Origin of the sequence: Pseudomonas sp. TMW22091, from assembly GCF_022496705.1 — a bacterium.
In the GTDB taxonomy this organism is placed as follows: domain Bacteria; phylum Pseudomonadota; class Gammaproteobacteria; order Pseudomonadales; family Pseudomonadaceae; genus Aquipseudomonas; species Aquipseudomonas saxonica.
Map to the genome: position 1 here is coordinate 79807 of NZ_SCFI01000003.1, position 22336 is coordinate 102142.

The 22336-nt window shown below is 54.8% G+C and carries 19 protein-coding genes and 1 riboswitch; of the genes, 9 read left to right on the forward strand and 10 right to left on the reverse strand.

Translation table 11 applies throughout. The features are described 5' to 3' along the window. Positions 1-23: 23 nt before the first annotated feature. From EQV93_RS06925 to EQV93_RS06960, 8 genes are all read right to left on the reverse strand, one after another. Entirely contained in the window at positions 24-962 is a 939-nt protein-coding gene (locus tag EQV93_RS06925) for a LysR family transcriptional regulator (RefSeq protein ID WP_240891215.1), read from the reverse strand. Next, complete coding sequence (locus EQV93_RS06930; protein WP_146386185.1) at positions 962-1810, reverse strand: EamA family transporter; 849 nt, start codon at positions 1808-1810, stop codon at positions 962-964. The genes EQV93_RS06925 and EQV93_RS06930 overlap by 1 nt, the downstream gene beginning before the upstream one ends. Positions 1811-1862: 52 nt before the next feature. Continuing rightward, a complete protein-coding gene (locus tag EQV93_RS06935) occupies positions 1863-2813 on the reverse strand; it encodes a TauD/TfdA family dioxygenase (RefSeq protein WP_272492556.1) in 951 nt (316 codons plus the stop codon). A 170-nt stretch (positions 2814-2983) separates the two neighbouring features. Then, positions 2984-3361 carry a response regulator gene (locus EQV93_RS06940; RefSeq protein WP_240891218.1) on the reverse strand — a complete coding sequence of 126 codons (378 nt, stop codon included), beginning with the start codon at positions 3359-3361 and terminating at the stop codon, positions 2984-2986. Between the two features lie 66 nt (positions 3362-3427). Next, positions 3428-4624, reverse strand: coding sequence for a hybrid sensor histidine kinase/response regulator (locus EQV93_RS06945; RefSeq protein ID WP_146386189.1), 1197 nt, complete (start codon positions 4622-4624; stop codon positions 3428-3430). Then, on the reverse strand, positions 4624-5205 hold the full coding sequence (locus EQV93_RS06950) for a chemotaxis protein CheB (protein WP_240891219.1): 582 nt from the start codon (positions 5203-5205) through the stop codon (positions 4624-4626). The genes EQV93_RS06945 and EQV93_RS06950 overlap by 1 nt, the downstream gene beginning before the upstream one ends. Next, the gene (locus tag EQV93_RS06955) at positions 5202-6017 is read right to left on the reverse strand and encodes a CheR family methyltransferase (protein WP_122782699.1); all 816 of its coding nucleotides are present in this window, start codon (positions 6015-6017) and stop codon (positions 5202-5204) included. Before EQV93_RS06955 ends, EQV93_RS06950 begins: the two co-directional genes overlap by 4 nt. Then, positions 6018-9485 carry a response regulator gene (locus EQV93_RS06960; RefSeq protein WP_240891220.1) on the reverse strand — a complete coding sequence of 1156 codons (3468 nt, stop codon included), beginning with the start codon at positions 9483-9485 and terminating at the stop codon, positions 6018-6020. 198 nt (positions 9486-9683) lie between these two features. Here EQV93_RS06960 and EQV93_RS06965 point away from each other — a divergent pair, with 198 nt between their 5' ends. The 5 genes from EQV93_RS06965 to cobM all read left to right on the forward strand — a co-directional run bounded on the left by EQV93_RS06965 (position 9684) and on the right by cobM (position 12537). After that, positions 9684-10067, forward strand: a complete 384-nt coding sequence (locus EQV93_RS06965; RefSeq protein WP_240891405.1) for a response regulator — start codon at positions 9684-9686, stop codon at positions 10065-10067. Positions 10068-10090: 23 nt separating this feature from the next. Further along, positions 10091-10305, forward strand: a riboswitch (cobalamin riboswitch). Between the two features lie 97 nt (positions 10306-10402). Then, positions 10403-10591, forward strand: a complete 189-nt coding sequence (locus EQV93_RS06970) for a CbtB domain-containing protein (RefSeq protein WP_122782760.1) — start codon at positions 10403-10405, stop codon at positions 10589-10591. An 11-nt stretch (positions 10592-10602) separates the two neighbouring features. Beyond that, positions 10603-11304 carry a CbtA family protein gene (locus EQV93_RS06975; RefSeq protein WP_240891221.1) on the forward strand — a complete coding sequence of 234 codons (702 nt, stop codon included), beginning with the start codon at positions 10603-10605 and terminating at the stop codon, positions 11302-11304. Continuing rightward, positions 11301-11726, forward strand: coding sequence for a cobalamin biosynthesis protein (locus EQV93_RS06980; RefSeq protein ID WP_240891222.1), 426 nt, complete (start codon positions 11301-11303; stop codon positions 11724-11726). The genes EQV93_RS06975 and EQV93_RS06980 overlap by 4 nt, the downstream gene beginning before the upstream one ends. 64 nt (positions 11727-11790) lie before the next feature. Further along, a complete protein-coding gene (gene cobM, locus EQV93_RS06985) occupies positions 11791-12537 on the forward strand; it encodes a precorrin-4 C(11)-methyltransferase (RefSeq protein WP_240891223.1) in 747 nt (248 codons plus the stop codon). Positions 12538-12634: 97 nt separating this feature from the next. Here cobM and nfuA read toward each other — a convergent pair whose 3' ends face one another. Next, on the reverse strand, positions 12635-13219 hold the full coding sequence (gene nfuA / locus EQV93_RS06990) for a Fe-S biogenesis protein NfuA (RefSeq protein WP_240891224.1): 585 nt from the start codon (positions 13217-13219) through the stop codon (positions 12635-12637). A gap of 98 nt (positions 13220-13317) precedes the next feature. Next, complete coding sequence (locus tag EQV93_RS06995) at positions 13318-15615, reverse strand: fatty acid cis/trans isomerase (RefSeq protein ID WP_122782692.1); 2298 nt, start codon at positions 15613-15615, stop codon at positions 13318-13320. 152 nt (positions 15616-15767) lie between these two features. Between EQV93_RS06995 and metH the strand changes: the two genes are divergently transcribed. The 4 genes from metH (at position 15768) to EQV93_RS07015 (ending at position 22332) form a co-directional block, all read left to right on the forward strand. Further along, a complete protein-coding gene (gene metH / locus EQV93_RS07000) occupies positions 15768-19478 on the forward strand; it encodes a methionine synthase (RefSeq protein WP_240891225.1) in 3711 nt (1236 codons plus the stop codon). A gap of 144 nt (positions 19479-19622) precedes the next feature. After that, the gene (locus EQV93_RS07005) at positions 19623-19841 is read left to right on the forward strand and encodes a DUF2970 domain-containing protein (RefSeq protein WP_122782690.1); all 219 of its coding nucleotides are present in this window, start codon (positions 19623-19625) and stop codon (positions 19839-19841) included. Positions 19842-20195: 354 nt separating this feature from the next. After that, the gene (locus EQV93_RS07010) at positions 20196-21854 is read left to right on the forward strand and encodes a nitrite/sulfite reductase (protein WP_122782689.1); all 1659 of its coding nucleotides are present in this window, start codon (positions 20196-20198) and stop codon (positions 21852-21854) included. Further along, entirely contained in the window at positions 21838-22332 is a 495-nt protein-coding gene (locus EQV93_RS07015) for a DUF934 domain-containing protein (RefSeq protein ID WP_122782688.1), read from the forward strand. The genes EQV93_RS07010 and EQV93_RS07015 overlap by 17 nt, the downstream gene beginning before the upstream one ends. Positions 22333-22336: the final 4 nt, after the last annotated feature.

Below are 22336 nucleotides of genomic sequence, written 5' to 3' on the forward strand. Positions count from 1 at the left end.
CGGCCCTTATTGCTCCACTGGACTCAACTTCCTGTAGCAGGGCCGCAGAGTGCCGGGTACTGCAAAGTAACCGCTTGAACAAAGTCGGCGGCTTGCGCTTTTATCCAGTCCATCAGTCTGGCTATATCAGGCTCTGTTTGACGCCCTTCCTTGCAGATAATGTAGTAAGTCGCTGGCGATATCATTGCAGCCCCGCTTAAAGCAACCAGACTCCCCTCCTCTAATAGGTCATAGACCAGCGCGGTTCGGCCCAATGCTATTCCCCCACCCTTGACTGCCAGGCTGGAGTCAGGAAATCGAGGGCCCTGGTGATAAGTTGGCGCCGGTAAATCCTGAAAAGCGAACCAGCTTTCCCACCCGGGGCACAACGGGTCATCGACCCGATGTATCAAAGGGTACCGAGCGATATCCATCAAGGAGATGTCACCGTTACGGCGACGAAACTCCGGCGAGCATACGGGGAATACCGCGTCGCGCATCAATCGCTCTACGTGTTGGCCGGGGTAGTGACCGTACCCCATTACAATGGCGACATCGTATTGAGTGGCGTCTAGGTTGGTGGCACTTAAATCGGCATTTGTTAAAACCAGATCCAGGTTCAAACAAGCGTCACTCTGAGAGGCATGCATCCTGGGGATCAGCCAGGCGGAGCACAATGACGACGTACAGTAGAGATGCAATGGAGACGAGTTGCCGCCATTGAGTGAATGCAAAACTTCGTCAAGGTTCGTAAAAAATGAATGAATAACGGGCAGCAACGCCTCGCCAGCGGCTGTCAACTTGACGCCACGCGAGTGCCGCTCAAACAATTGCACATCCCACCACTCTTCAAGGCCTGATATTTGATGGCTGATCGCACTCGCGGTCAGATTCAATTCAGTGGCGGCACGAGCAAAACTACCGGTTTGGGCCGCGCAAACGAATGCCTGAAGCATGGGGGTTGGCGGCGGACGTTGGGGCATTAGTTACTCACCTTGATCAAGATAATCCCGCACACAATCACAAACGCCGAGAGCAGTCGCCTCCAGCCAAACCGCTCATGAAAAAACAAGGCAGCAATGATTGCGCCGATGATAACACTGGTTTCTCGCAGCGCTGACACCTTGGCCACGGCATCCAGAGAGAGTGCAAACAGCACCAGACCATAAGACGTCAGGTAAAACACCCCTCCCAACACGCCGACGCGCCAGTGACGACGAACCGCATGAGCAAGCGCCGAGCGCTCTTTGCAAAATGCCAGCAGCGGAATCGGAATACTCTGAAAGACTGTCAGGTAGATGATGTACTGCAACACCGTATCGCTGGCCCTGACCCCTTTGGCGTCCACCACCGTATAGGCAGCAATAAAGACCCCCGCACAAATAGCCATCATGATGGGCTTTAGCAAATGAGCGGTCATCTTGCGCACAAACGTCAGGCTGATAATGCCCGCGCAAATCAATAAAACACCTGCCATTGCCTGAAAGGATAAATGCTCATGCAGCAGGAAATAGGAAAAGAGCGCCACCAGCACCGGCGGTACTCCGCGCATAATCGGGTAGACCTGACCGAAGTCCCCTGTCTCATAGGCCTTGATCAAAAACAGTCGATACACCGTGTTGAGCACGACTGAAACCAACACATACCCTGCAACGTGCAGACTTGGCACATTAACCAGTGGCAATGCCGCCAGGCAGATCACCAAAGCCGTTGCATCGACCATGGCTAACGTCATGAAGCGACTGCTTCCCGCTCTAACCACCGCATTCCAGGTGGCGTGCATAAACGCTGAAATCAAGACGAGCGTGATTGCGATATCGGAGTTATCCATGGGCTCTGCTTTTTTTGATGAGAGAGTATGAAAGACGGCCGCTTTCATGGAACTACGAGGGTTTGCGTAACCACATCCGCAACATGTAGCGGTTAAGGCTGGCCAGGCAGTCGCTGTCACTGATTTCTGCACGGGGAGCATGTTGCTCAATAAATTGCGTACGTGTATGCAAGAACTTGTTATCCGCCGAAACCAGTACTTGGCCGGGCTCCAACAAAATTCGATGCTGCACGCTGGACTGATCCAGGACGGTGTCAAGAAAGTCCAGCGCCTGCACTTGAAGAGCGGTTAACGGTTGGCCAGCCTTGAGGTGAGCCGATTCAATGTAAACCCGGAAGTATCTGATTTGAGGAATACCCTCATCGGAAAAACTCAGGATTGGAGCCCTGAATAACTGTTCTTCCTCAGCCATCCCTCGATTCTCGAAAAGGAAATCCCCTTTAAGCACTTCGAGTATCTCTGGAAATGCCGTTAACTCGACATACACCGCGCTGGCATCTATCAGAATACTTTCACCGCCCAGCAGCGCTTTTTGCCCGCAGGCAAGTATCAGGTAATCAATAGGGACAGGGTCGCTCACGCCATCGTTATGTACGTAGGCACCTTGTTTGGTCTGATGGTATCTGGCGCCCTCCTCAATGCTTTTGCCTCCCCGGTCATAGACCTCGATCATGTGATGCCCCAAATGGTTTTGCACCATCGGTACACCCAACAGAGATCCGAATGTCCAAATCAGTGATTTAAAGCGGGCGAGCGTATCGACCTTGAAACCGTCGATGAGCAGTACATGACGTTCATGATCAATCATGTTTCTGACAGTGCCCAGTTCCTCAAGCAGGGCGCCTGAGCACTGGGAGTCAAGGAGAGCCGGCGCGACATCAATCCGGTGTGTCAAAGAATCAGGGGCCAGTTTATTCTGGGCCGCCAACAATTCATTGAAGGCATTTTTTGACAGTTTGAACTTAGAGACTTCTTGACGAAAGTTACTAACGTTTAGGGTCATGGCATGTATTTTTTATGGGTTTTAAGTGCAGCCATTAAACTAAGCCAGACGCGTAGGCGAAAAGCGAAAGGTCATCAGCGCTGCCATTAAAAACCATCATGCCTGCTGTCGGTAAGTTCGCCCCATTTCCGGCACGTCCCGGCACGCTTAGCGAGCAAGGGGGACACACCTCACTTCAACAGTTCCTGTATCTGTTCTTGCAAGGTATCGAGGTCAAAGGGCTTGGCCAAAATCGGTGCCTTGCGGGTAATCGGGCTGCCCGTTTCACGAATTTCCGCCGGATAACCACTGATGAAGATCACTTTCAGATCCGGCCGTAATTTAACTGCGGGCTCTGCAATATCAACCCCTGAAATGCCACCCGGCAGTCGGAAATCAGTGACCATCAAATCCAGATGCGGCTTGCTCGCCAAAATTTCAAAGGCCCGCTGCCCGTTTTCCGCTTGCAACACTCGATAGCCTACACCCGACAGATAATCGCTTAACACCATCAGGATCGAGGGATCATCCTCAACAATCAAAACAACATCTTGCGCATCTTCACTCATGGGAAACCCTAATCCGTACTATCGCTGCCATTACGACCTCACGCCGAGCAAGAGGTTGCGGCCAATTCATGACTTTTGCACCAACGGTAGGCTGACCCTGAACAAAGCGCCCTCGCCCAACGTACTGTGTACGCTGATAGAACCGTTGTGAGCGGCGATGATCTGCTCAGAAATAAACAGCCCCAACCCCAGCCCGCTCACAACGTCACTCCCGGCAACCCGCTCGAATTGATGGAAAATTCGTTTCTGGTTTTCTTCACTGATGCCAATACCCTGGTCTCTCACGTCGATGATGGCACTCGCCCCTTCAACATAAACAGAAACCTGCACCGGTTTGCGGGCACCGTAGCGCAATGCGTTGGTCAGCAAGTTGGACACTACCTGCTCTATTCGGAATTCATCCCACTGACCTATCACTGACTGGCGAACGGTAAAGTCGACTCGCGATTGTGCTGCGCTGATTTGCGCTGCGAAGCTTTCGAGCAGATTGGCCACAGTTTGCGACAAGTCAAACGTCGAGGGGCGAATCGATAACTTGCCGGTGCGTATGCGCGACACATCCAGCATGTCTTCTATCAGGCGGATAAGGCTCTGAATCTGGCGTTCGTCGCGATCGACCATGGCGTGCATTTTGTCCATGGTAAAGGCAGCGGCATTTTCGCGGGCCAGATGCATTTTGCGCAGTTGGGTTTCAAGAATCAGTCCATTGAGTGGCGTACGAACTTCATGAGAAACAATCGACATGAAATCGTCGCGCATACGCACCGCATGCTCAAGCTCACACTGGGTGACTTTCAGTTGTGCCAGCAAGGTTTCTTGCTCGCGGCGGCTCTGTTCCAGCGCTTCAACCTGATGTTTCATGGCCTTGCTTTGTCGATACAACTCGACAAACACATTGACCTTACTTTTGACCGCATGGATATCCAGTGGCTTGTGTAAAAAGTCCACGGCACCACTTTCGTAGCCCTTGAAGGCATAGTTCATCTCGCGCCCGGCGGCACTGACAAACACGATCGGGATATTTTTGGTTTTTTCAGTACCGCGCATTAACTCGGCCAGTTCAAAGCCGTTCATACCCGGCATCTGAACATCAAGAATGGCCATCGCAAACTCATGTTGCAATAACAGCGACAGCGCCTCGTCCGCGGACAGGGCTTTGTAAACCGTGCGATCCTCGCGTGTGATCAACGCTTCCAGCGCCAGCAAGTTCTCAGGCAGATCGTCAACGATCAGCAACTTGGCTTGAATTTCACTTAGTAGCATTAGATTCGTTCCAGCTCGACGAGCAAACGGGCAATGCCGTGCAAAGGAAGGATGTAGTCCGGTTGGCAGCGTTCAAGCGCTGCATGCGGCATGGTGGCCACAAGGGCTTCGGTCGGGTCTTGCACAATGGTCAAACCGCCTTGCTGTTTGACCGTTAGCAACCCTTGGGCACCATCCTGGTTAGCCCCCGTCAGTAATATTGCAGCCAGACGCGATTGATACACATCGGCTGCCGACTCAAAAAGGTAGTCAATGGAGGGGCGGGAATAGTGCACCCGCTCCTCGCGGCTCAATGAAAAACTGCGATCGTGCTCTATCGAGACATGATAACCGGGGGCCGCAAAGTACAAGGTCCCCGGGGCAATAGGCTCTTTGTCGTCGACTTCCTTGACCGGTAATAACAAACGATTGTTGAACACAGCGGCCAGCTGGCTGCGACGCTCATCAGGAATATGCAAAACCACAATAACCGGCAACCGAAAGCCTGGTTGAACGTTGGCAAAAAGCGTCAGCAATGCCTCGACGCCACCTGAGGAGGCGCCAATGACCACAGCGTCTACAGCCCTGAGTTCGGTGGTCATAGCTTTCGGTAGATCCGTTCTTGCTTGAGCACCGGCGCAAACGCTTTGCTGTAATCCGAAAAATCGAGAGTTTCCTTGCTACCCAGCATCAGAAAACCGCGATGACAAAGTGACTCATGGAACAAACCAAACGCTCGGTTTTGAAGATTTTTGTTGAAGTAAATCAACACGTTACGGCACGAAATTAAATTAGTTTCTGAAAATACACTGTCGGTCGCCAGGCTGTGGTCGGCGAACGTGACGTTCTCACACAAGCTCTTGTCAAAGATGGCGTAGTCATAAGCCGCCGTGTAGTAATCGGCAAACGAGCGTTGACCTCCCGCCTTTTGGTAATTGCTGGTGTAGCCGCGGATGCTTTCCATCGAGAAAATGCCTTGCTTGGCTTTTTCCAGCGAACGCGGATTGATATCGGTGGCATAAATAATGGTGCGGTCCAGCAGCCCTTCTTCCCGCAGCAAGATGGCCATTGAGTAGACCTCTTCGCCGGTGCTGCAACCGGCGATCCAGATTTTCAGCGAGGGGTAGGTCTTGAGAATAGGCACCACCTCCTGGCGGATCGCCAGGAAGTGCTCAGGATCGCGAAACATCTCACTGACCGGAATCGTCAAATACTGCAACAACTGCATAAACACAGTCGGGTCATGCAGCACGCGCTCCTGCAAGGCCGAAATGGTGTTGCAGTCGAACTGACGCATTGCGTGATGGACACGGCGCTTCACCGAAGCACCGGAGTAGTCACGAAAGTCATAGCTGTATTTGAGGTAGATCGCTTCGATCAGCAACCTCAATTCAATGTCGGTGTTTCGATGCACTTAGAGTCGTTCCATTTTCGGTAGCCAGACCCGGATCAGAGAGAACAGGCGATCCAGATCAATCGGTTTAGCCAGATAATCATTGGTGCCTGCCTGCAGACAACGCTCCTGATCGTCCTTCATCGCTTTGGCTGTTACGGCAATGATCGGCAGCTTGCGCCAACGCGGGTCTTTGCGAATTTCAATAGTGGCTTCATAGCCATCCATCTCCGGCATCATGACGTCCATCAGCACCAGGTCGATGTCTTCCACTTCGTTCAGGCGCTCAATGGCTTCACGGCCATTACGGCCAATCACCACGATGGCACCTTTATGCTCAAGCGCACTGGTCAGGGCAAAGATGTTTCGTACATCGTCATCCACCAGCAAAATCTTGCGCCCTTCAAACACCTTGTCGCGGCTGCGAGCAGTCTGGAGCATCGTTTGGCGCTCATGAGACAACTGGGATTCCACTTTGTGCAGAAATAATGTCACCTCATCGAGCAAACGCTCAGGTGAACGCGCGCCTTTGATGATGATGGAGCGCGAGTATTTGCGCAGTTCGGCTTCTTCATCGCGGGTCAGGTTACGTCCGGTATAGACGATGACCGGCGGGAAAGAACAAATATCTTCAGTCGACATGCGCTTGAGCAAATCACCACCGAGCATGTCCGGCAGTTTGAGGTCGATGATCATGCAGTCGTAAATATTGCTGCGCAGTAGATCCAAAGCTTCCTGTGCGAAGCCAACTGCGGTGATTTCAATATCATCATCGCCGATCAGGCGGGCGATGCTGTCGCGTTGTAGATCATCGTCTTCAACCAATAACACTCGCTTGACCTTCTGGGTCAATTTGGCTTCAAGTCGTGCAAACACATTTTTCAGTTCTTCACGGGTCGTCGGTTTCACCGCATAACCCACTGCGCCCATGTGCATCGCCGCTTCTACACGGTCCTCAACGGAAATCACGTGTACCGGAATGTGCCGGGTCGGCGCTGACGCTTTAAGGCGTTGCAGCACTGTCAACCCGGAATGATCAGGCAAGCGCATGTCCAGCAAAATAGCGTCGGGAATGAACTCAGCAGCCAGCCCGAAGCCTTCGTCCGCGCCGTGGGCCACCAGGCAGTTATACCCCAGCTCATGCGCAAGATCGAAGAGGATGCGGGCAAAGTTCGGCTCGTCTTCAACCACCAAAATACAGCGAGTGCTGAACGGTGCTTTTTCACGGTCATCGGCAAAACGTGGGATGTGTACAGGCGCAACCTCGACAGGCACCAACACAGTGCTGGCCGGTACGGGCCGGGGCGATGGCGCGACCTTGGGCGTCGTCGCCTCGGCAGGCTCGACAAATTGCTCGGGCATGGTCAACGTAAACTCACTGCCCTGCCCCGGCGTGCTGCTGATACTGATGGAGCCGCCGAGTAAAGTCGCCAGGTCACGTGAAATCGACAACCCCAAGCCGGTACCGCCATAGCGGCGATTGGTGGTGCCGTCAGCCTGACGGAACGCCTCAAAGATACTTTCTTGCTGATCCTGGGCTATACCAATACCGGAATCCTTCACTGTGAAGGCAACCCCTTCGCCGGGCACCCGCGCAACGGTGAGGCTGACTTGACCTTTTTCGGTGAACTTGATCGCGTTGGACAGCAAGTTCTTCAGGATTTGCTCCAAACGCTGGCTATCGGTGTAGAGCATGGGCGGCGTGCCGGGTTGCACTTCAACCTTGAGTGTCAGCCCCTTGTCCGCGGCCAATGGCTCAAACATCCCGCGCAAGCCTTCTACCACCCTCGCTACGCTGGCGTTTTCGGGCAAGACTTCAAGCTTGCCCGCCTCGACTTTTGAAATATCCAGAATGTCATTGATCAGGTTAAGCAAGTCATTGCCCGCCGAATAGATCGACTCGGCGAACTTGACCTGCTCACTTGAAAGATTTCCGTGAGGGTTTTCAGACAGCAGTTTTGCCAAAATCAATGAGCTATTGAGGGGCGTGCGCAGCTCATGGGACATATTGGCAAGGAATTCGGACTTGTATTTGCTGGACCGTTGCAGCTCCTGAGCGCGCTCTTCCAACTGAACCTGAGCCTCATTAAGCTCGATATTCTTGCGGTTCATCGCATCGCGCTGACCGGACAGAGCTTCGTTGGTCTGCTCCAGTTCCGCCTGCTGGGTCTCAAGGTTAGTCTGCGACTCCTTAAGGATCTGCGATTGCTCCTCAAGCTCTTCGTTGGCGGTCTTGAGTTCTTCCTGTTGCACTTGCAGCTCTTCATTTAGCTGCTGAGTCTCAGCCAGTACCTCTTGCAGACGTTGACGATAACGAGCAGCCTCAATCGATGTACCAATGTTGTCGGCGATCAATTCAAACAATTCAATATCACGCTCAGTCAAGGCCCTGAGAAAACCCAACTCAATCACACCATTGACCCGATCATCATCGCTGGTTGGCACCACCAGCACACTGCGCGGCGCGCCTTCGCCCAACCCGGAGCTGACCTTAAAGAAATAGTCTTGAGGCACATTGTCCAGACGAATCAGCTGGTCCTGCTGAGCGGCTTGGCCGACCAACCCTTCATCATTGTGAACCAGTTGATCCTTAGCCTCTTGCTCACGGGAAAACCCATAAGAAGCCACGCGCTTGAGGCCGCCATGATCTTCGCGCACATACACTGCGCCCACCACGCTGCCCAGATACTGGGCGCAGAATTGAAGAATATTGCGTCCCAGCATATTCAGGGTCAGACGCCCCAATACCTGTTCAGCCAGCTCGGTCTGGCCGTTACGCAGCCATGCCTGACGCTCCAACCGTTCCGCCGTCTTGATATACGACTCGAAGTTTTCGTTGTAACTATTTGAAAGGTTTACTAAATCACGACGTCCTACATAGGCCAGAAACCCGCTTAGGCCGAGGATAAATATCAGGTAAAGGCTGATGCTGATGACGGTCGTCTGGCTGACTTGATCACTGCGGGCCACCCGCAATTGCTGCTCTGTTTGAATGAACTCTTCGTATTCCTTACGTATCTCATCCGTCAGACGTTTGCCTCTGCCGGACTGCACCGCGGCTTTGTAATCACCGTTCTGACGACTCAAATCAACCATTGACTGTGCGTACAGCGCCCATTCTCTCTGCAAAGCTTCAAGGCGCTTGAGTCGATCGACTTGCTGCGGATTATCACTGACCAGTTCTTGCAAGCTTTGTAATTGCGCAACTATTTGCGGCTTGGCAACGACATAAGGGTCAAGAAAGTGCTCGTCTCCGGTGATGAGGTAGCCACGCATCCCTGTTTCCAGGTCAACCGTGAGCCTGGCGGCTTCATTGGCGTTGCTAATGACACGATCACTGTGTTCGACCCAGCGGATCACCGACAACAGATAGCTGATCATCACCACAAATAGCACGGCACTGAGCACGCCAACGGCCAAGGGCAAGCCTACGTTTCGACTTAAAAGCTTGCGAAAGCTTCGCTCATCAATGGATGCGGGGGATTTCATGTGTCGAGTCCGTACTGGAGGCAAAAACGAGAGTTTGCAGGATAAGCGGCGAGCAGTTCCATCTTCTTACAGACAAGAGAGAAATTTCGTACAAAATAATTCAATTTAAACCTTCACAAGGCTATTCTTGCCCACATTGTTGAGACTCAAGCGGTACTGAATGAGCCCAACGTTCAAATTCTTGAAGAGATCATGACTATGCCCGCAACAACCTCCACGATCCTTGTGGTTGAAGACGACAGCATTGTCAGAATGCTGATCGTAGACGTGCTTGAAGAGCTGGAGTTCAACGTAATTGATGCTGATTGCGCTGAAGTGGCTCTGGTTTCTCTTGAGAATCTGGACGAGCGCATAGACCTGCTGATGACCGATTTTAGCCTGCCCGGTTTCAACGGTCAGGAACTGGCAGGCAAAGCCCGGCACTTGCGTCCAAACTTGCCTGTTCTGGTTGCCAGCGGCCTGGCCGAAACACTGGAGCTTTCCGATGGTGTGTATTTGATCGGCAAACCCTTTTCCATTGATCAGTTACGCGACAAGGTTAAAAGTATTCTTGATCCTGAGGTTTGCCCTGACTTGATTTGACCTGCCCCGCAGAGCTGTGCTTTCCTAAGCACCTTGTATCAGGTGCCCTTCACAGGGTGAAACGGGAAACCGGTGCGTCAGGCATTTATTGGCTGACAAGTCCGGCGCTGCCCCCGCAACGGTAAGCGAGAGAAACATCAAAGCCACTGCGCCTCGTGCGTGGGAAGGAGATGTTTACAGGCTCAAGCCCTTTGAGCCCCTCGCAAGCCCGGAGACCGGCCTGGTTCTTTTTGAATAACAAACCCGCGGTGGGCGGGCGCTGTTGAACCCTGCGAGCCTCGTTCGCGGGGTTTTCTTGCGCTCTCATGCCCGCTGCCAGCCCCGAGGCAAGCGCCATGTCCACTCGCACCAGCAGCACCCATGCCATTGCTACTCCTACCACGCAAAGCCAACGCATCGTTGCCGCTGTCAGCGCCGCCGTGCTGGGGGCCTTCCTCGTTTATTTTGCTGGTTTCTCACACATCGATGCGGTTCACAACGCAGCCCATGACACCCGTCACAGCTCTGCATTTCCGTGCCATTGAGAGTGCCTGCCATGATTAAGCGTATCGCTCAAACCGCGGGTTTCACCGGCTTATTGGCAGCCCTGCTGTTGACACTGCTGCAAAGTTTTTGGGTTGCCCCACTGATTCTGCAAGCAGAAACCTTTGAAAAACCGGCAGCAAGCGAAACCCATGACCACGCTGACATGAACATGCCCGCCCACGAGCATGATGCCGAGGCCTGGGAGCCGGAAGATGGCTGGCAGCGCGTGCTGTCCACCACAGGTGGAAATCTGGTGGTTGCAGTCGGTTTCGCCTTGATGCTGGCGGGCCTGTATACCTTGCGTGCCCCCACCCGCACTTCTCAGGGCCTGCTCTGGGGGCTGGCGGGGTATGCAGTGTTCTGTCTGGCTCCAACAATGGGACTGCCGCCGGAACTGCCGGGCACTGCCGCCGCCGACTTGTTGCAACGCCAGCTTTGGTGGGTCACCACGGCCGCATCCACAGCGGTGGGCATTGCCCTGCTGGTCTTCGGCAAACATTGGGCGCTCAAGGTACTTGGGGTTGCCATTTTGCTGGTGCCGCATATCTTTGGCGCACCCCAGCCTTTGGTTCACTCAAGCCTGGCACCGCAAGCACTTGAGTCCCAGTTTAAAATAGCCGCACAACTGACCAACTTCGTTTTCTGGCTGGCGTTGGGGGTGATCAGCGCCTGGTTGTTCCGTCGCAAACCTGACGGCCAGTATTCAGCGTGAGGGAGGCAGCCCCAGGGCCAATTCTGGTGATTGGCCTTGGCTGCCGACAAGGATGCAGCGCTGAACATTTACGCGCGCTGATAGAACACTCACTGGGCAAAGCCGGCATCAGCCTCAGCGAGATCAGCGCTTTGGCCAGCATCGACACCAAACAGCATGAGCCGGGGTTACTGCAAGTGGCTGCACACCTCAATCTCAGGCTTGAGGTATTCAGCGCCGAGCAATTGGCGCCGTACACGTCAAGGCTCAGCCACCACTCCACAATAGCGTTTGAGCATACGGGGTGTTTTGGCATAGCCGAAAGCGCGTCTTTGGCCCTTTCGGAACAGCTCGGCACATGGCCAGCCAGCCTGTTGATTACCCTGCAAAAATCATCAGCCGCTACCTTTGCGTTAGCTTCATCAGAGCAAAAGCCGCGATAATCCCCCGCCTCACTATGAGCAATGTTCACGAACAGCTCTATCACGACCCTTTCAAGAGACTCCCATGACTGTCTATTTCATCGGTGCCGGGCCTGGCGATCCAGAGCTGATTACCGTCAAAGGCCAGCGCCTGATCCGTAGCTGCCCGGTGATTATTTATGCCGGCTCGCTTGTTCCTGAAGCGGTACTACAGGGGCATCACGCCGAACGCGTCATCAACAGTGCCGAGTTGCATCTAGAACAAATCATTGCGTTGATCAAAACCGCCAATGACGAAGGTCACGATGTCGCCCGCGTGCACTCCGGGGACCCGAGCCTCTACGGCGCCATTGGCGAGCAAATTCGCTGCTTGCGAGCGCTGGGCATCGCCTTTGAGATCATTCCCGGAGTCACCGCTACGGCAGCTTGTGCTGCGCTGCTGGGGGCAGAACTGACATTACCGGACATTTCGCAAAGCGTCATTTTGACACGCTATGCGGAAAAAACCGTGATGCCGCCCGGAGAAGAACTGAGCAGTCTGGCGCAACATGGAGCGACCATGGCCATTCACCTGGGTGTCAAAAACCTTGAAAGCATCGTTCGCGAATTGTCTCCGCATTATGGCAGCGACTGCCCCATCGCTGTCATCCATAGAGCCAGTTGGCCGGATCAGGATTGGGTAACCGGCACGCTGTCGGACATTACACTGAAAGTTCAGGCCAAGGGTTTTACCCGTACAGCCCTGATTCTGGTAGGCCGGGTACTGGGTAATGATACGTTCTCGGATTCGTCACTCTATCGTGCCGGACATGCCCACGTGTATCGCCCGTGAATGAGGGCAACCTTAAACGGCGCCCATAAAAAAACGGTGCTCACGGGGCACCGTTTTTCCATGCAACTGGCAGCGAACGCTTTTTTACTGAGGCAACTCAGTAGTAAGCGTTTTCTTTCTGCGAATGGTCTGTCACGTCACGCACGCCTTTAAGCTGAGGAATACGCTCCAGCAACGTAAGCTCGATACCTTCGCGCAACGTCACATCCGCCTGGCCGCAGCCCTGGCAACCGCCACCGAACTTCAACACCGCAATGCCATCTTCAACCACTTCGATCAGGCTAACTTGACCACCATGGCTGGCGAGCCCTGGATTGATCTCGGTTTGCAGGTAGTAGTTGATGCGGTCGTTGATCGGACTGTCATCATTGACCATTGTCACTTTGGCATTCGGCGCCTTGATAGTCAGTTGTCCGCCCATGCGATCAGTGGCGTAGTCCACCACGGCATCTTTCAAAAACGGCTCGCTGACTTGATCGATATAGGCCGTAAAGCTTTTCAGGCCCAGAACCGTATCTTCAGGCTTCACTTCTTCTTTCTTGCAGTAAGCAATACACGTTTCAGCGTACTGAGTACCCGGTTGGGTGATAAAGACGCGAATGCCAATATCGTGGGAGTTCTGCTTGGACAGCAGATCAGCCAGGTAATCTTGGGCGGCGTCGGTAATCGTTATGGCGCTCATGGAATCTCCTCACAGACATGGGGGCAGTTTACGCCAATCGGGGCGCCTGACAAAGTCCTAGTATTTTTGTCAGGAAATCCGCCCCCACGGGTCATGAATTACAGGTTTTCGTAGCGGTTCATGTCCAGCACGCCCGCCTCTACCGGGTCGGTTTCATTGATGTACTGGCCAATATCATGGAAGTACTGCCAAAACTCGGGATTGCTGCGACGAATGCCCCAACGCTCGACAATGGCATCGAAAGACGCTTGATCCTGGGACTTCTCCATCGCCTGAACAAAGGCTTCAACCTCACCCGCGGGGATGTTGAACATAAAGTTGGGGTAGCTGCTCAGCACACCCGGATAGATGGTCAGAGTGTCCAACCCCGGTTGCAAGCGGTACTCCTCGCCCAGCATAAACGCCACGTTGGTGTGCGCGCGGTTACGCAGCATGCTGTACATCTCACGCTTGCCATCGCTGCCTTCGATGCGCAGCATGGTCGCTTCCGGCAGTTGATTGATGACCACCAGCCCCGCAGCCGGACGCGAAGTCAATCGGCTCAAGGACTGTTCTGCGTACTGGAACTCCCGAGCGATATTGGGCCGCGAGCAGTAAGCACCCGTGCAACGGTTGATGGGATCGGGGCGAGCGTTCAGTGTGCCGGTGCGCTCAATCAGCTTAAGAGCAAAGTCACGCTTGGGGTCTACCGGATCGAGCTTCATCCCGGTCGGGGTGTCCGTGTCGATTTTCTGGTAGTCCATCCACATTTTCAGCTTGCCACTGTTTTGATACCAGTCGCCGAGGATCGCGGCCCGGGAGTCCGCCGGCATCAAACGCAGGAAGTTGACCTCGGCGCCGTTGCGAATCAAGTCAAAGTACAAACGCGTTTGCGCTTGGTGGGACACGTTGCCAAACACATCGAAGTTGACCGCCAACTGATAATAGGTGCGCTCCAGCAAGGGATAATCAAACAGCCACAGGGTTTGCGGCACCTCGCCCACCAGACCTTTGGTGACACTGGCACTGTCGAAGTGGCGGAAGATGGTCAGCAAGGCATTATCGTTACCCGCCCACAGTGTCGACCAGCTGGGCGGTGGCATTTTCGCATACGCGTCCTGACGTAACTTTTCATAGTCGTTACGTTTGTCGCGGTAGTTGTGCCACAGGGTAATAATGCTGCCAACGTCGTCGATCTGGCCGGGCATCGCCAACAAAGGCGTTGCTTCACCTCGATACGCGGCATCCACCACATACCGATCACGCGCGGGCTCCTGGAACACCGCCCAGAAGTTGTCACGAATCACGTCCGTAGCAATTTGCCCACGGCAGACCGGCCCGCGAATGAAGGTCCGCACGAAGTATTCAGCGTTATCGAGCATGAACTGATATCGCGCCACGGCTGGAATGGCTTCAAAGGTTTCAAACGGGTTGGCGCGACCGCGCGGGCCATAGCCAGGCAAACGCGAGGCATGCCAATTACCGCTGTAAAACAATTCTTTGACACGCTCCAGTTTGCGCTCCCCCATCGGATAGGTGATGTGGGTTTTGTGCACAATCACGCCCTGAACGGGCATCAGGCGATAGTAAAACGTAGTGCCCGGGTCATCGTTCGGACGACGTGTCGCGATCAGATCGACAGGCTGGCCACTGGGCGTACGCGAACGTACCCACTGGAAGTAATGGCCCGGTACGCCGTTGTCCAAATAAACATGCGCGAGAAACAAGTGCTCGTATAACCAGCGCGCGACCAGCGCTTCGGTTGAGCCCGGACGATTGAATAGCTCTTCCCACTCGGCAATCTGTGCGGCTTCGCCCGCCGTTGGCTTGATAGCGTTTTGATCAACAGGAGCCCCTGCAGCCAGCCAGCCCTGCAATGTGCTGTATTGCTGATCTGTCAGCCCGGTCACTGCCAGCGGCATGCCTTCTTTGGAATGGCTTTGTGCGTAGGCATTGAACTCACCCGGTGCCGGGCATGAGTTCTCACGGTTGAGGCCCAGCACGATTTCTTCAGGCAGTTTGGCGTTAGGCGTTAACGGTGCGCTATGCCCCAACTCCAGCATGCGAGCCATAAGAGCCGCTTGTGCGCCCTGAGCATCGAGCACTGAGTAAAAGCCTTTGTTACGCCACTCAGTCGGGCCATTGGCATCATAAAAAATCCGCGTCGGCGGCACCGGGGTGGTCCTGTCACCTTTATAAACCGGAACTTTGCTGGCCCCCCGTGTAGCCCCTTCGGCACTGCCGAGGTTGAGTTGGCAGGCAGCGTCGTTGCACGCGTGGCAGGCAACGCACTTTTCAGTAAGGATCGGTTGAATATCTCGGGTATACGAAATAGCCGGGCTGACGAGCGGGACCTGCCCAAACGTTGTACTGCACATCACCAGCGTCACGGCGCCGGTGAGTAGGCGAAAAAACATGTGCCATTGTCCTGATATTAGAGTGTCGCAATTCTACCCATGGAGCGCCCGCCTAAACATGAGCAAAATTCATGTAAATCGGCGAGTGATCAAATACCACGCAGGTTTGTTATGCTTTGGCATCTTTTGCATGGCTCTAAACAGGTAGTCCTATGTCTGACCGCAGCGCTCGTCTCCAAGCACTTCAGCAAGCCCTCAAAGAGCGCATTCTGATTCTCGATGGCGGCATGGGTACTATGATCCAAAGCTACCGTCTGGAGGAACACGACTATCGTGGCACACGCTTCGCTGACTGGCCGAGCGATATCAAGGGCAACAACGACCTGCTGGTCCTTACACGCCCGGACGTTATTGGCTCTATCGAGAAGGCCTATCTGGATGCTGGCGCCGACATTCTCGAAACCAACACCTTTAACGCCACTCAGGTTTCTCAAGCCGACTACGGCATGCAAGCCCTTGCCTACGAGCTAAACGTAGAAGGCGCACGTCTGGCACGCAAGGTGGCCGATGCCAAAACCCTTGAGACGCCAAACAAGCCTCGTTTTGTTGCGGGCGTTCTGGGGCCAACCAGCCGCACCTGCTCACTGTCTCCGGATGTCAACAACCCCGGTTACCGCAACGTCACCTTCGATGAACTGGTGGAGAACTACACCGAGGCCACCAAAGGCCTGATCGAAGGCGGTGCCGACCTGATCCTGATCGAAACCATTTTCGACACCCTCAACGCCAAAGCCGCGATCTTCGCCGTTCAAGGTGTATTTGAAGAGTTGGGTATCGAGCTGCCGATCATGATTTCGGGCACGATTACCGATGCCTCCGGCCGCACCCTGTCCGGCCAGACTACCGAGGCGTTCTGGAACTCGGTCAGCCATGCCAAGCCGATTTCGGTGGGTCTGAACTGTGCACTGGGTGCCAGCGAGCTGCGCCCCTACCTGGAAGAACTGTCCAACAAGGCCAACACCTACGTCTCGGCGCACCCCAACGCAGGCTTGCCCAACGAGTTCGGCGAGTACGACGAACTGCCGTCCGAAACCGCCAAGGTCATTGAAGAGTTCGCCCAAAGCGGCTTTTTGAACATTGTCGGCGGCTGCTGCGGCACAACGCCAGGGCATATCCAGGCCATCGCCAACGCCGTGGCCGGTTATGCACCGCGCCAGATCCCGGACATTCCCAAGGCCTGCCGCCTGTCGGGCCTGGAGCCGTTCACCATTGATCGCAACTCGCTGTTCGTCAACGTAGGTGAGCGCACCAACATCACCGGCTCTGCGCGATTTGCCCGCTTGATCCGTGAAGACAACTACACCGAAGCCCTGGAAGTGGCTCTGCAACAAGTTGAAGCCGGTGCGCAAATCATCGACATCAACATGGACGAAGGCATGCTGGACTCGAAGAAGGCGATGGTCACCTTCCTCAATCTGATCGCCGGCGAGCCCGACATCTCCCGTGTGCCCATCATGATCGACTCCTCCAAATGGGAAGTGATCGAAGCCGGCCTCAAGTGCATTCAGGGCAAGGGCATCGTCAACTCGATCAGCATGAAAGAAGGCGTCGAGCAGTTCATCCATCACGCCAAACTGTGCAAACGTTATGGCGCCGCCGTGGTCGTGATGGCCTTCGACGAAGCAGGACAAGCCGACACCGAAGCGCGCAAAAAGGAAATCTGCAAACGTTCGTACGACATTCTGGTCAATGAAGTGGGCTTCCCGCCGGAAGACATTATCTTCGACCCGAACATCTTCGCCGTGGCCACCGGCATCGAAGAGCACAACAACTACGCTGTGGACTTTATCAACGCCTGCGCCTACATCCGCGACGAACTGCCCTATGCACTGACCTCCGGCGGCGTGTCCAACGTGTCGTTCTCGTTCCGTGGCAACAACCCGGTGCGCGAAGCCATTCACTCGGTGTTTCTGCTATACGCCATCCGCAACGGTCTGACGATGGGCATCGTCAACGCCGGACAATTGGAAATCTACGACCAGATCCCGACTGAACTACGCGATGCTGTCGAAGATGTGGTGCTCAACCGCACCCCCGATGCCACTGATAACTTGCTGGCGATCGCCGACAAGTACAAAGGCGACGGCAGCGTCAAAGAAGCCGAGACCGAAGAGTGGCGCAGCTGGGACGTCAACCAGCGTCTGGAGCATGCGCTGGTCAAGGGCATCACCACCCATATTGTGGAAGACACCGAAGAGTCACGCCTGTCCTTCAAGCGCCCGATCGAAGTGATCGAAGGCCCGCTGATGTCAGGCATGAACATTGTGGGCGACCTGTTTGGCGCCGGTAAAATGTTCCTGCCGCAAGTGGTTAAATCCGCCCGCGTGATGAAACAGGCGGTCGCGCACCTGATTCCGTTTATCGAACTGGAAAAAGGCGACAAGCCCGAGGCCAAAGGCAAGATTCTGATGGCCACGGTCAAAGGCGATGTGCATGACATCGGCAAGAACATTGTTGGCGTGGTGCTGGGCTGTAATGGCTACGACATCGTTGACCTGGGCGTTATGGTGCCGGCCGAGAAAATCCTGCAAGTGGCCAAGGAACAGAAGTGCGACATCATTGGTTTGTCCGGCCTGATCACCCCGTCACTGGATGAAATGGTTCACGTAGCCCGCGAAATGCAGCGTCAGGGCTTCCATCTGCCACTGATGATCGGTGGCGCGACCACTTCCAAGGCCCACACGGCAGTCAAGATTGAACCCAAGTATCAGAACGACGCCGTGATTTACGTCACCGACGCCTCCCGCGCCGTGGGCGTGGCAACACAATTGCTGTCCAAAGAGCTGAAACCGGCATTCGTCGAGAAGACCCGCGAAGAGTACGTTGAAGTACGCGAACGTACCGCCAACCGCAGCGCCCGAACCGAACGCCTGAGCTATGCGGCATCTATCGCCAAAAAGCCGCAGTTCGACTGGGCCAACTACCAGCCGGTCAAGCCCACCTTCACTGGCGCCAAGGTGCTGGATAACATCGATCTCAAGGTGCTGGCCGAATACATCGACTGGACTCCGTTCTTTATCTCGTGGGATCTGGCAGGCAAATTCCCGCGCATCCTCACCGATGAAGTGGTCGGCGAAGCCGCTACTGCGCTGTATGCGGATGCACAGGAAATGCTGAAAAAACTGATCGACGAGAAGCTGATCAGCGCCCGCGCGGTCTTCGGCTTCTGGCCGGCCAATCAGATCAACGACGACGACCTGGAACTGTACGACGACAACGGCCAGCCGTTAGCCAAACTGCATCACCTGCGCCAGCAAATCATCAAGACCGATGGCAAGCCGAATTTCTCGCTGGCCGACTTTGTCGCGCCAAAAGACAGCGGCGTCACTGACTACGTGGGCGGTTTTATTACCACGGCCGGGATCGGCGCCGAAGAAGTGGCCAAGGCTTATCAGGACGCGGGCGACGACTACAACTCGATTATGGTCAAAGCGCTGGCAGACCGACTGGCTGAGGCCTGTGCAGAGTGGTTGCACCAGCAAGTTCGCACCCACTACTGGGGTTACGCCAAGGACGAACAACTGGCCAACGAAGAGCTGATCAAAGAGCAATACAGCGGCATCCGCCCTGCTCCCGGCTACCCGGCCTGCCCTGATCACACCGAGAAAGCCACTCTGTTCAAGTTGCTCGACCCTGAAGCCGAGGAAATGCGTGCAGGCCAAAGTGGCGTGTTCCTGACTGAGCACTACGCCATGTTCCCGGCCGCAGCGGTCAGCGGCTGGTACTTCGCACACCCGCAAGCGCAATATTTTGCGGTGGGCAAAGTCGACAAGGATCAAATCGAAAGCTACACAGCACGTAAAGATCAGGACCTGTCTGTCACCGAGCGTTGGCTGGCCCCGAACCTGGGGTATGACAACTAAGCCCCCGCCACGTAACGCATGAGCGCTGCCGCAGACTCTGTCAAAACAGAGTCGCTACGCCCCCATCGCAGCCTGCGGCAGCGACTACTGCAATAAGTGCCCTGAACTACACTCATGCCACTGCCATCTGCGCGAGTGAGTGACATGAGCGACCCGGCTGACAACAAACCTCCTACCTTCTGGCAAGTCCTGCACAGCGTGATGGCTGCCGCTTTTGGCGTGCAAAGCTCAAAAAACAGGACACGCGATTTCACCCACGGCAAACCCGCCCAGTTCCTGCTGCTGGGTTTGCTGTTTACCGGGGTATTTGCTCTGACATTGTTCGCAATCGTCAAGCTGGTGCTGTATTTCGCGGGGGTCTGACTATTGATGACTCACCCAGTACACGGCTGTCGCCACGACCAGAATTATCAAAAAAAGAATGGCCCACGCATCGACTTTGCTGTCGCTTTTACGCACTTTGACTGGAGTACTCATCGCATCGCCTTTTTTCGGTTTTATGGGTGAATGCTTCAAGACTCCACTGAGTTAAGCCCAGCAATGCCCTTCTCACAAGTAAGGGATTTAGAATCAGTCGCTTATAGTCGTTTTCGTTCTGTCCATATGCTTAAACATCACTTTTGCGCATAACTACAAACTGGTATCGTGCCCAGCTCCGTGGGGAGTGCGCGGCCGTGCGCGCAGATAAGCTGTTAGCAGCCTGAGAACAGGACCTATATGTACGTATATGACGAGTACGATCAGCGGATCATCGAGGACCGCGTCAAGCAGTTCCGAGATCAAACCCGACGCTACCTGGCCGGTGAGCTGAGCGAAGAAGAATTCCGCCCTCTGCGCTTGCAGAATGGCTTGTATGTTCAACGTTTCGCTCCGATGCTGCGGGTCGCTGTGCCCTATGGCCAATTGACTTCGCGCCAGGCGCGGATGATGGCAAAGATTGCTCGCGACTATGACAAGGGCTATGCCCACATCAGTACCCGCCAGAACGTACAGTTCAACTGGCCAGCGCTGGAAGACATTCCGGACATTCTGGAAGAGCTCGCTACCGTGCAAATGCACGCTATCCAGACCAGCGGCAACTGCCTGCGTAACGTCACCACCGACCAGTTTGCAGGCGTTGCCGCCGATGAACTGATCGATTCGCGTCCGTGGTGTGAAATCGTACGTCAGTGGACGACCTTCCATCCTGAATTCGCGTACTTGCCACGCAAGTTCAAAATTGCGATCAACGGCTCCGCGTCTGACCGTGCCGCGATTGAAGTTCACGATATCGGCCTTGAGCCCGTATTCAATGATGCCGGCGAACTGGGCTTCCGAGTACTGGTCGGCGGCGGTCTGGGCCGCACCCCGGTGATCGGGGCCTTTATCAACGAATTCCTGCCGTGGCCTGACCTGTTGAGCTACCTCGAAGCCATCTTGCGGGTCTACAACCGCTATGGTCGTCGTGACAACAAGTACAAGGCGCGGATCAAAATCCTGGTTAAAGCGCTCACACCAGAAGTGTTCGCCGAGCGCGTTGAAGCCGAAATGGTTCACCTGCGTGGTGGTTCAAACACCCTGACCGAAGCCGAAGTCCAGCGCATTGCCAAGCACTTCGTCGATCCGGAATACAAAACCCTGCCCGACTTCGGCGCTGAACTGGCTGAACTTGATCAGCAGCATCCAGGCTTTGCCCGTTGGCGCGTGCGCAACACCTTGGCTCACAAAAAGCCGGGCTATGTCGCCGTAACCTTGTCGCTTAAACCTACAGGCGTTGCCCCGGGTGATGTGACTGACAAGCAGTGGGACGGTATTGCCGACATGGCGGATCGCTACAGCTTCGGCCAATTGCGCACCTCCCACGAGCAAAACATCATCCTTGCCGATGTTGAAGAGAACCAGTTGTTCGCCATGTGGGGTGAGTTGCGAGAGCTAGGTTTCGCTACGCCTAACATTGGCCTGCTGACCGACATGATTTGCTGCCCGGGCGGCGATTTCTGCTCGCTGGCCAACGCCAAATCCATCCCGATTGCCGAATCGATCCAGCGTCGTTTTGAAAACCTCGACTACCTGTTCGACATTGGTGAACTGGACCTGAACATTTCCGGTTGCATGAACGCCTGTGGTCACCACCACGTCGGTCATATCGGCATTCTGGGTGTCGACAAAAAAGGCGCCGAGTTCTATCAGGTCTCATTAGGCGGTAGCGCCAGCCGCGATGCCAGTTTGGGTAAAATCCTCGGCCCATCGTTTGCTCAGGACGCCATGCCGGATGTCATCGAAAAGCTGATCGACGTGTACGTTGAACAACGCACTGAAGACGAGCGTTTCATCGACACTTATCAGCGTATCGGCATTGACCCTTTCAAGGAGCGCGTCTATGCAGCGAATAATTAAGAACAACGAAGTCATTGATGAAACCTGGCACTTGGTGCCAAAGGACACCAGCTTTGACGAAATATCCAACTGCGACGATCTGATCGTCCCGCTGGCGATGTGGCGTGAACACGGCCACGCCCTCAAGGCTCGCGATGGCGGCTTGGGTGTGTGGTTGGACAGCGATGAAGAAGCCGAAGAAATTGGCGAAGACGTGGCGAACTTCCAGGTGATTGCCTTGAACTTCCCGGCCTTCACTGATGGACGCAGCTACTCCAACGCCCGTCTTCTGCGGGACCGTTACGGCTTCAAAGGCGAACTACGCGCCATTGGCGACGTACTGCGCGACCAATTGTTCTACCTGCACCGCTGCGGCTTTGACGCCTTTGCCATTCGTGCCGACAAAGACCCGTATGAAGCACTGGCTGGCCTGAAAGATTTTTCGGTGACCTACCAGTCTTCAACCGACGAGCCGATGCCACTGTTCCGCCGTCGTTGAGACC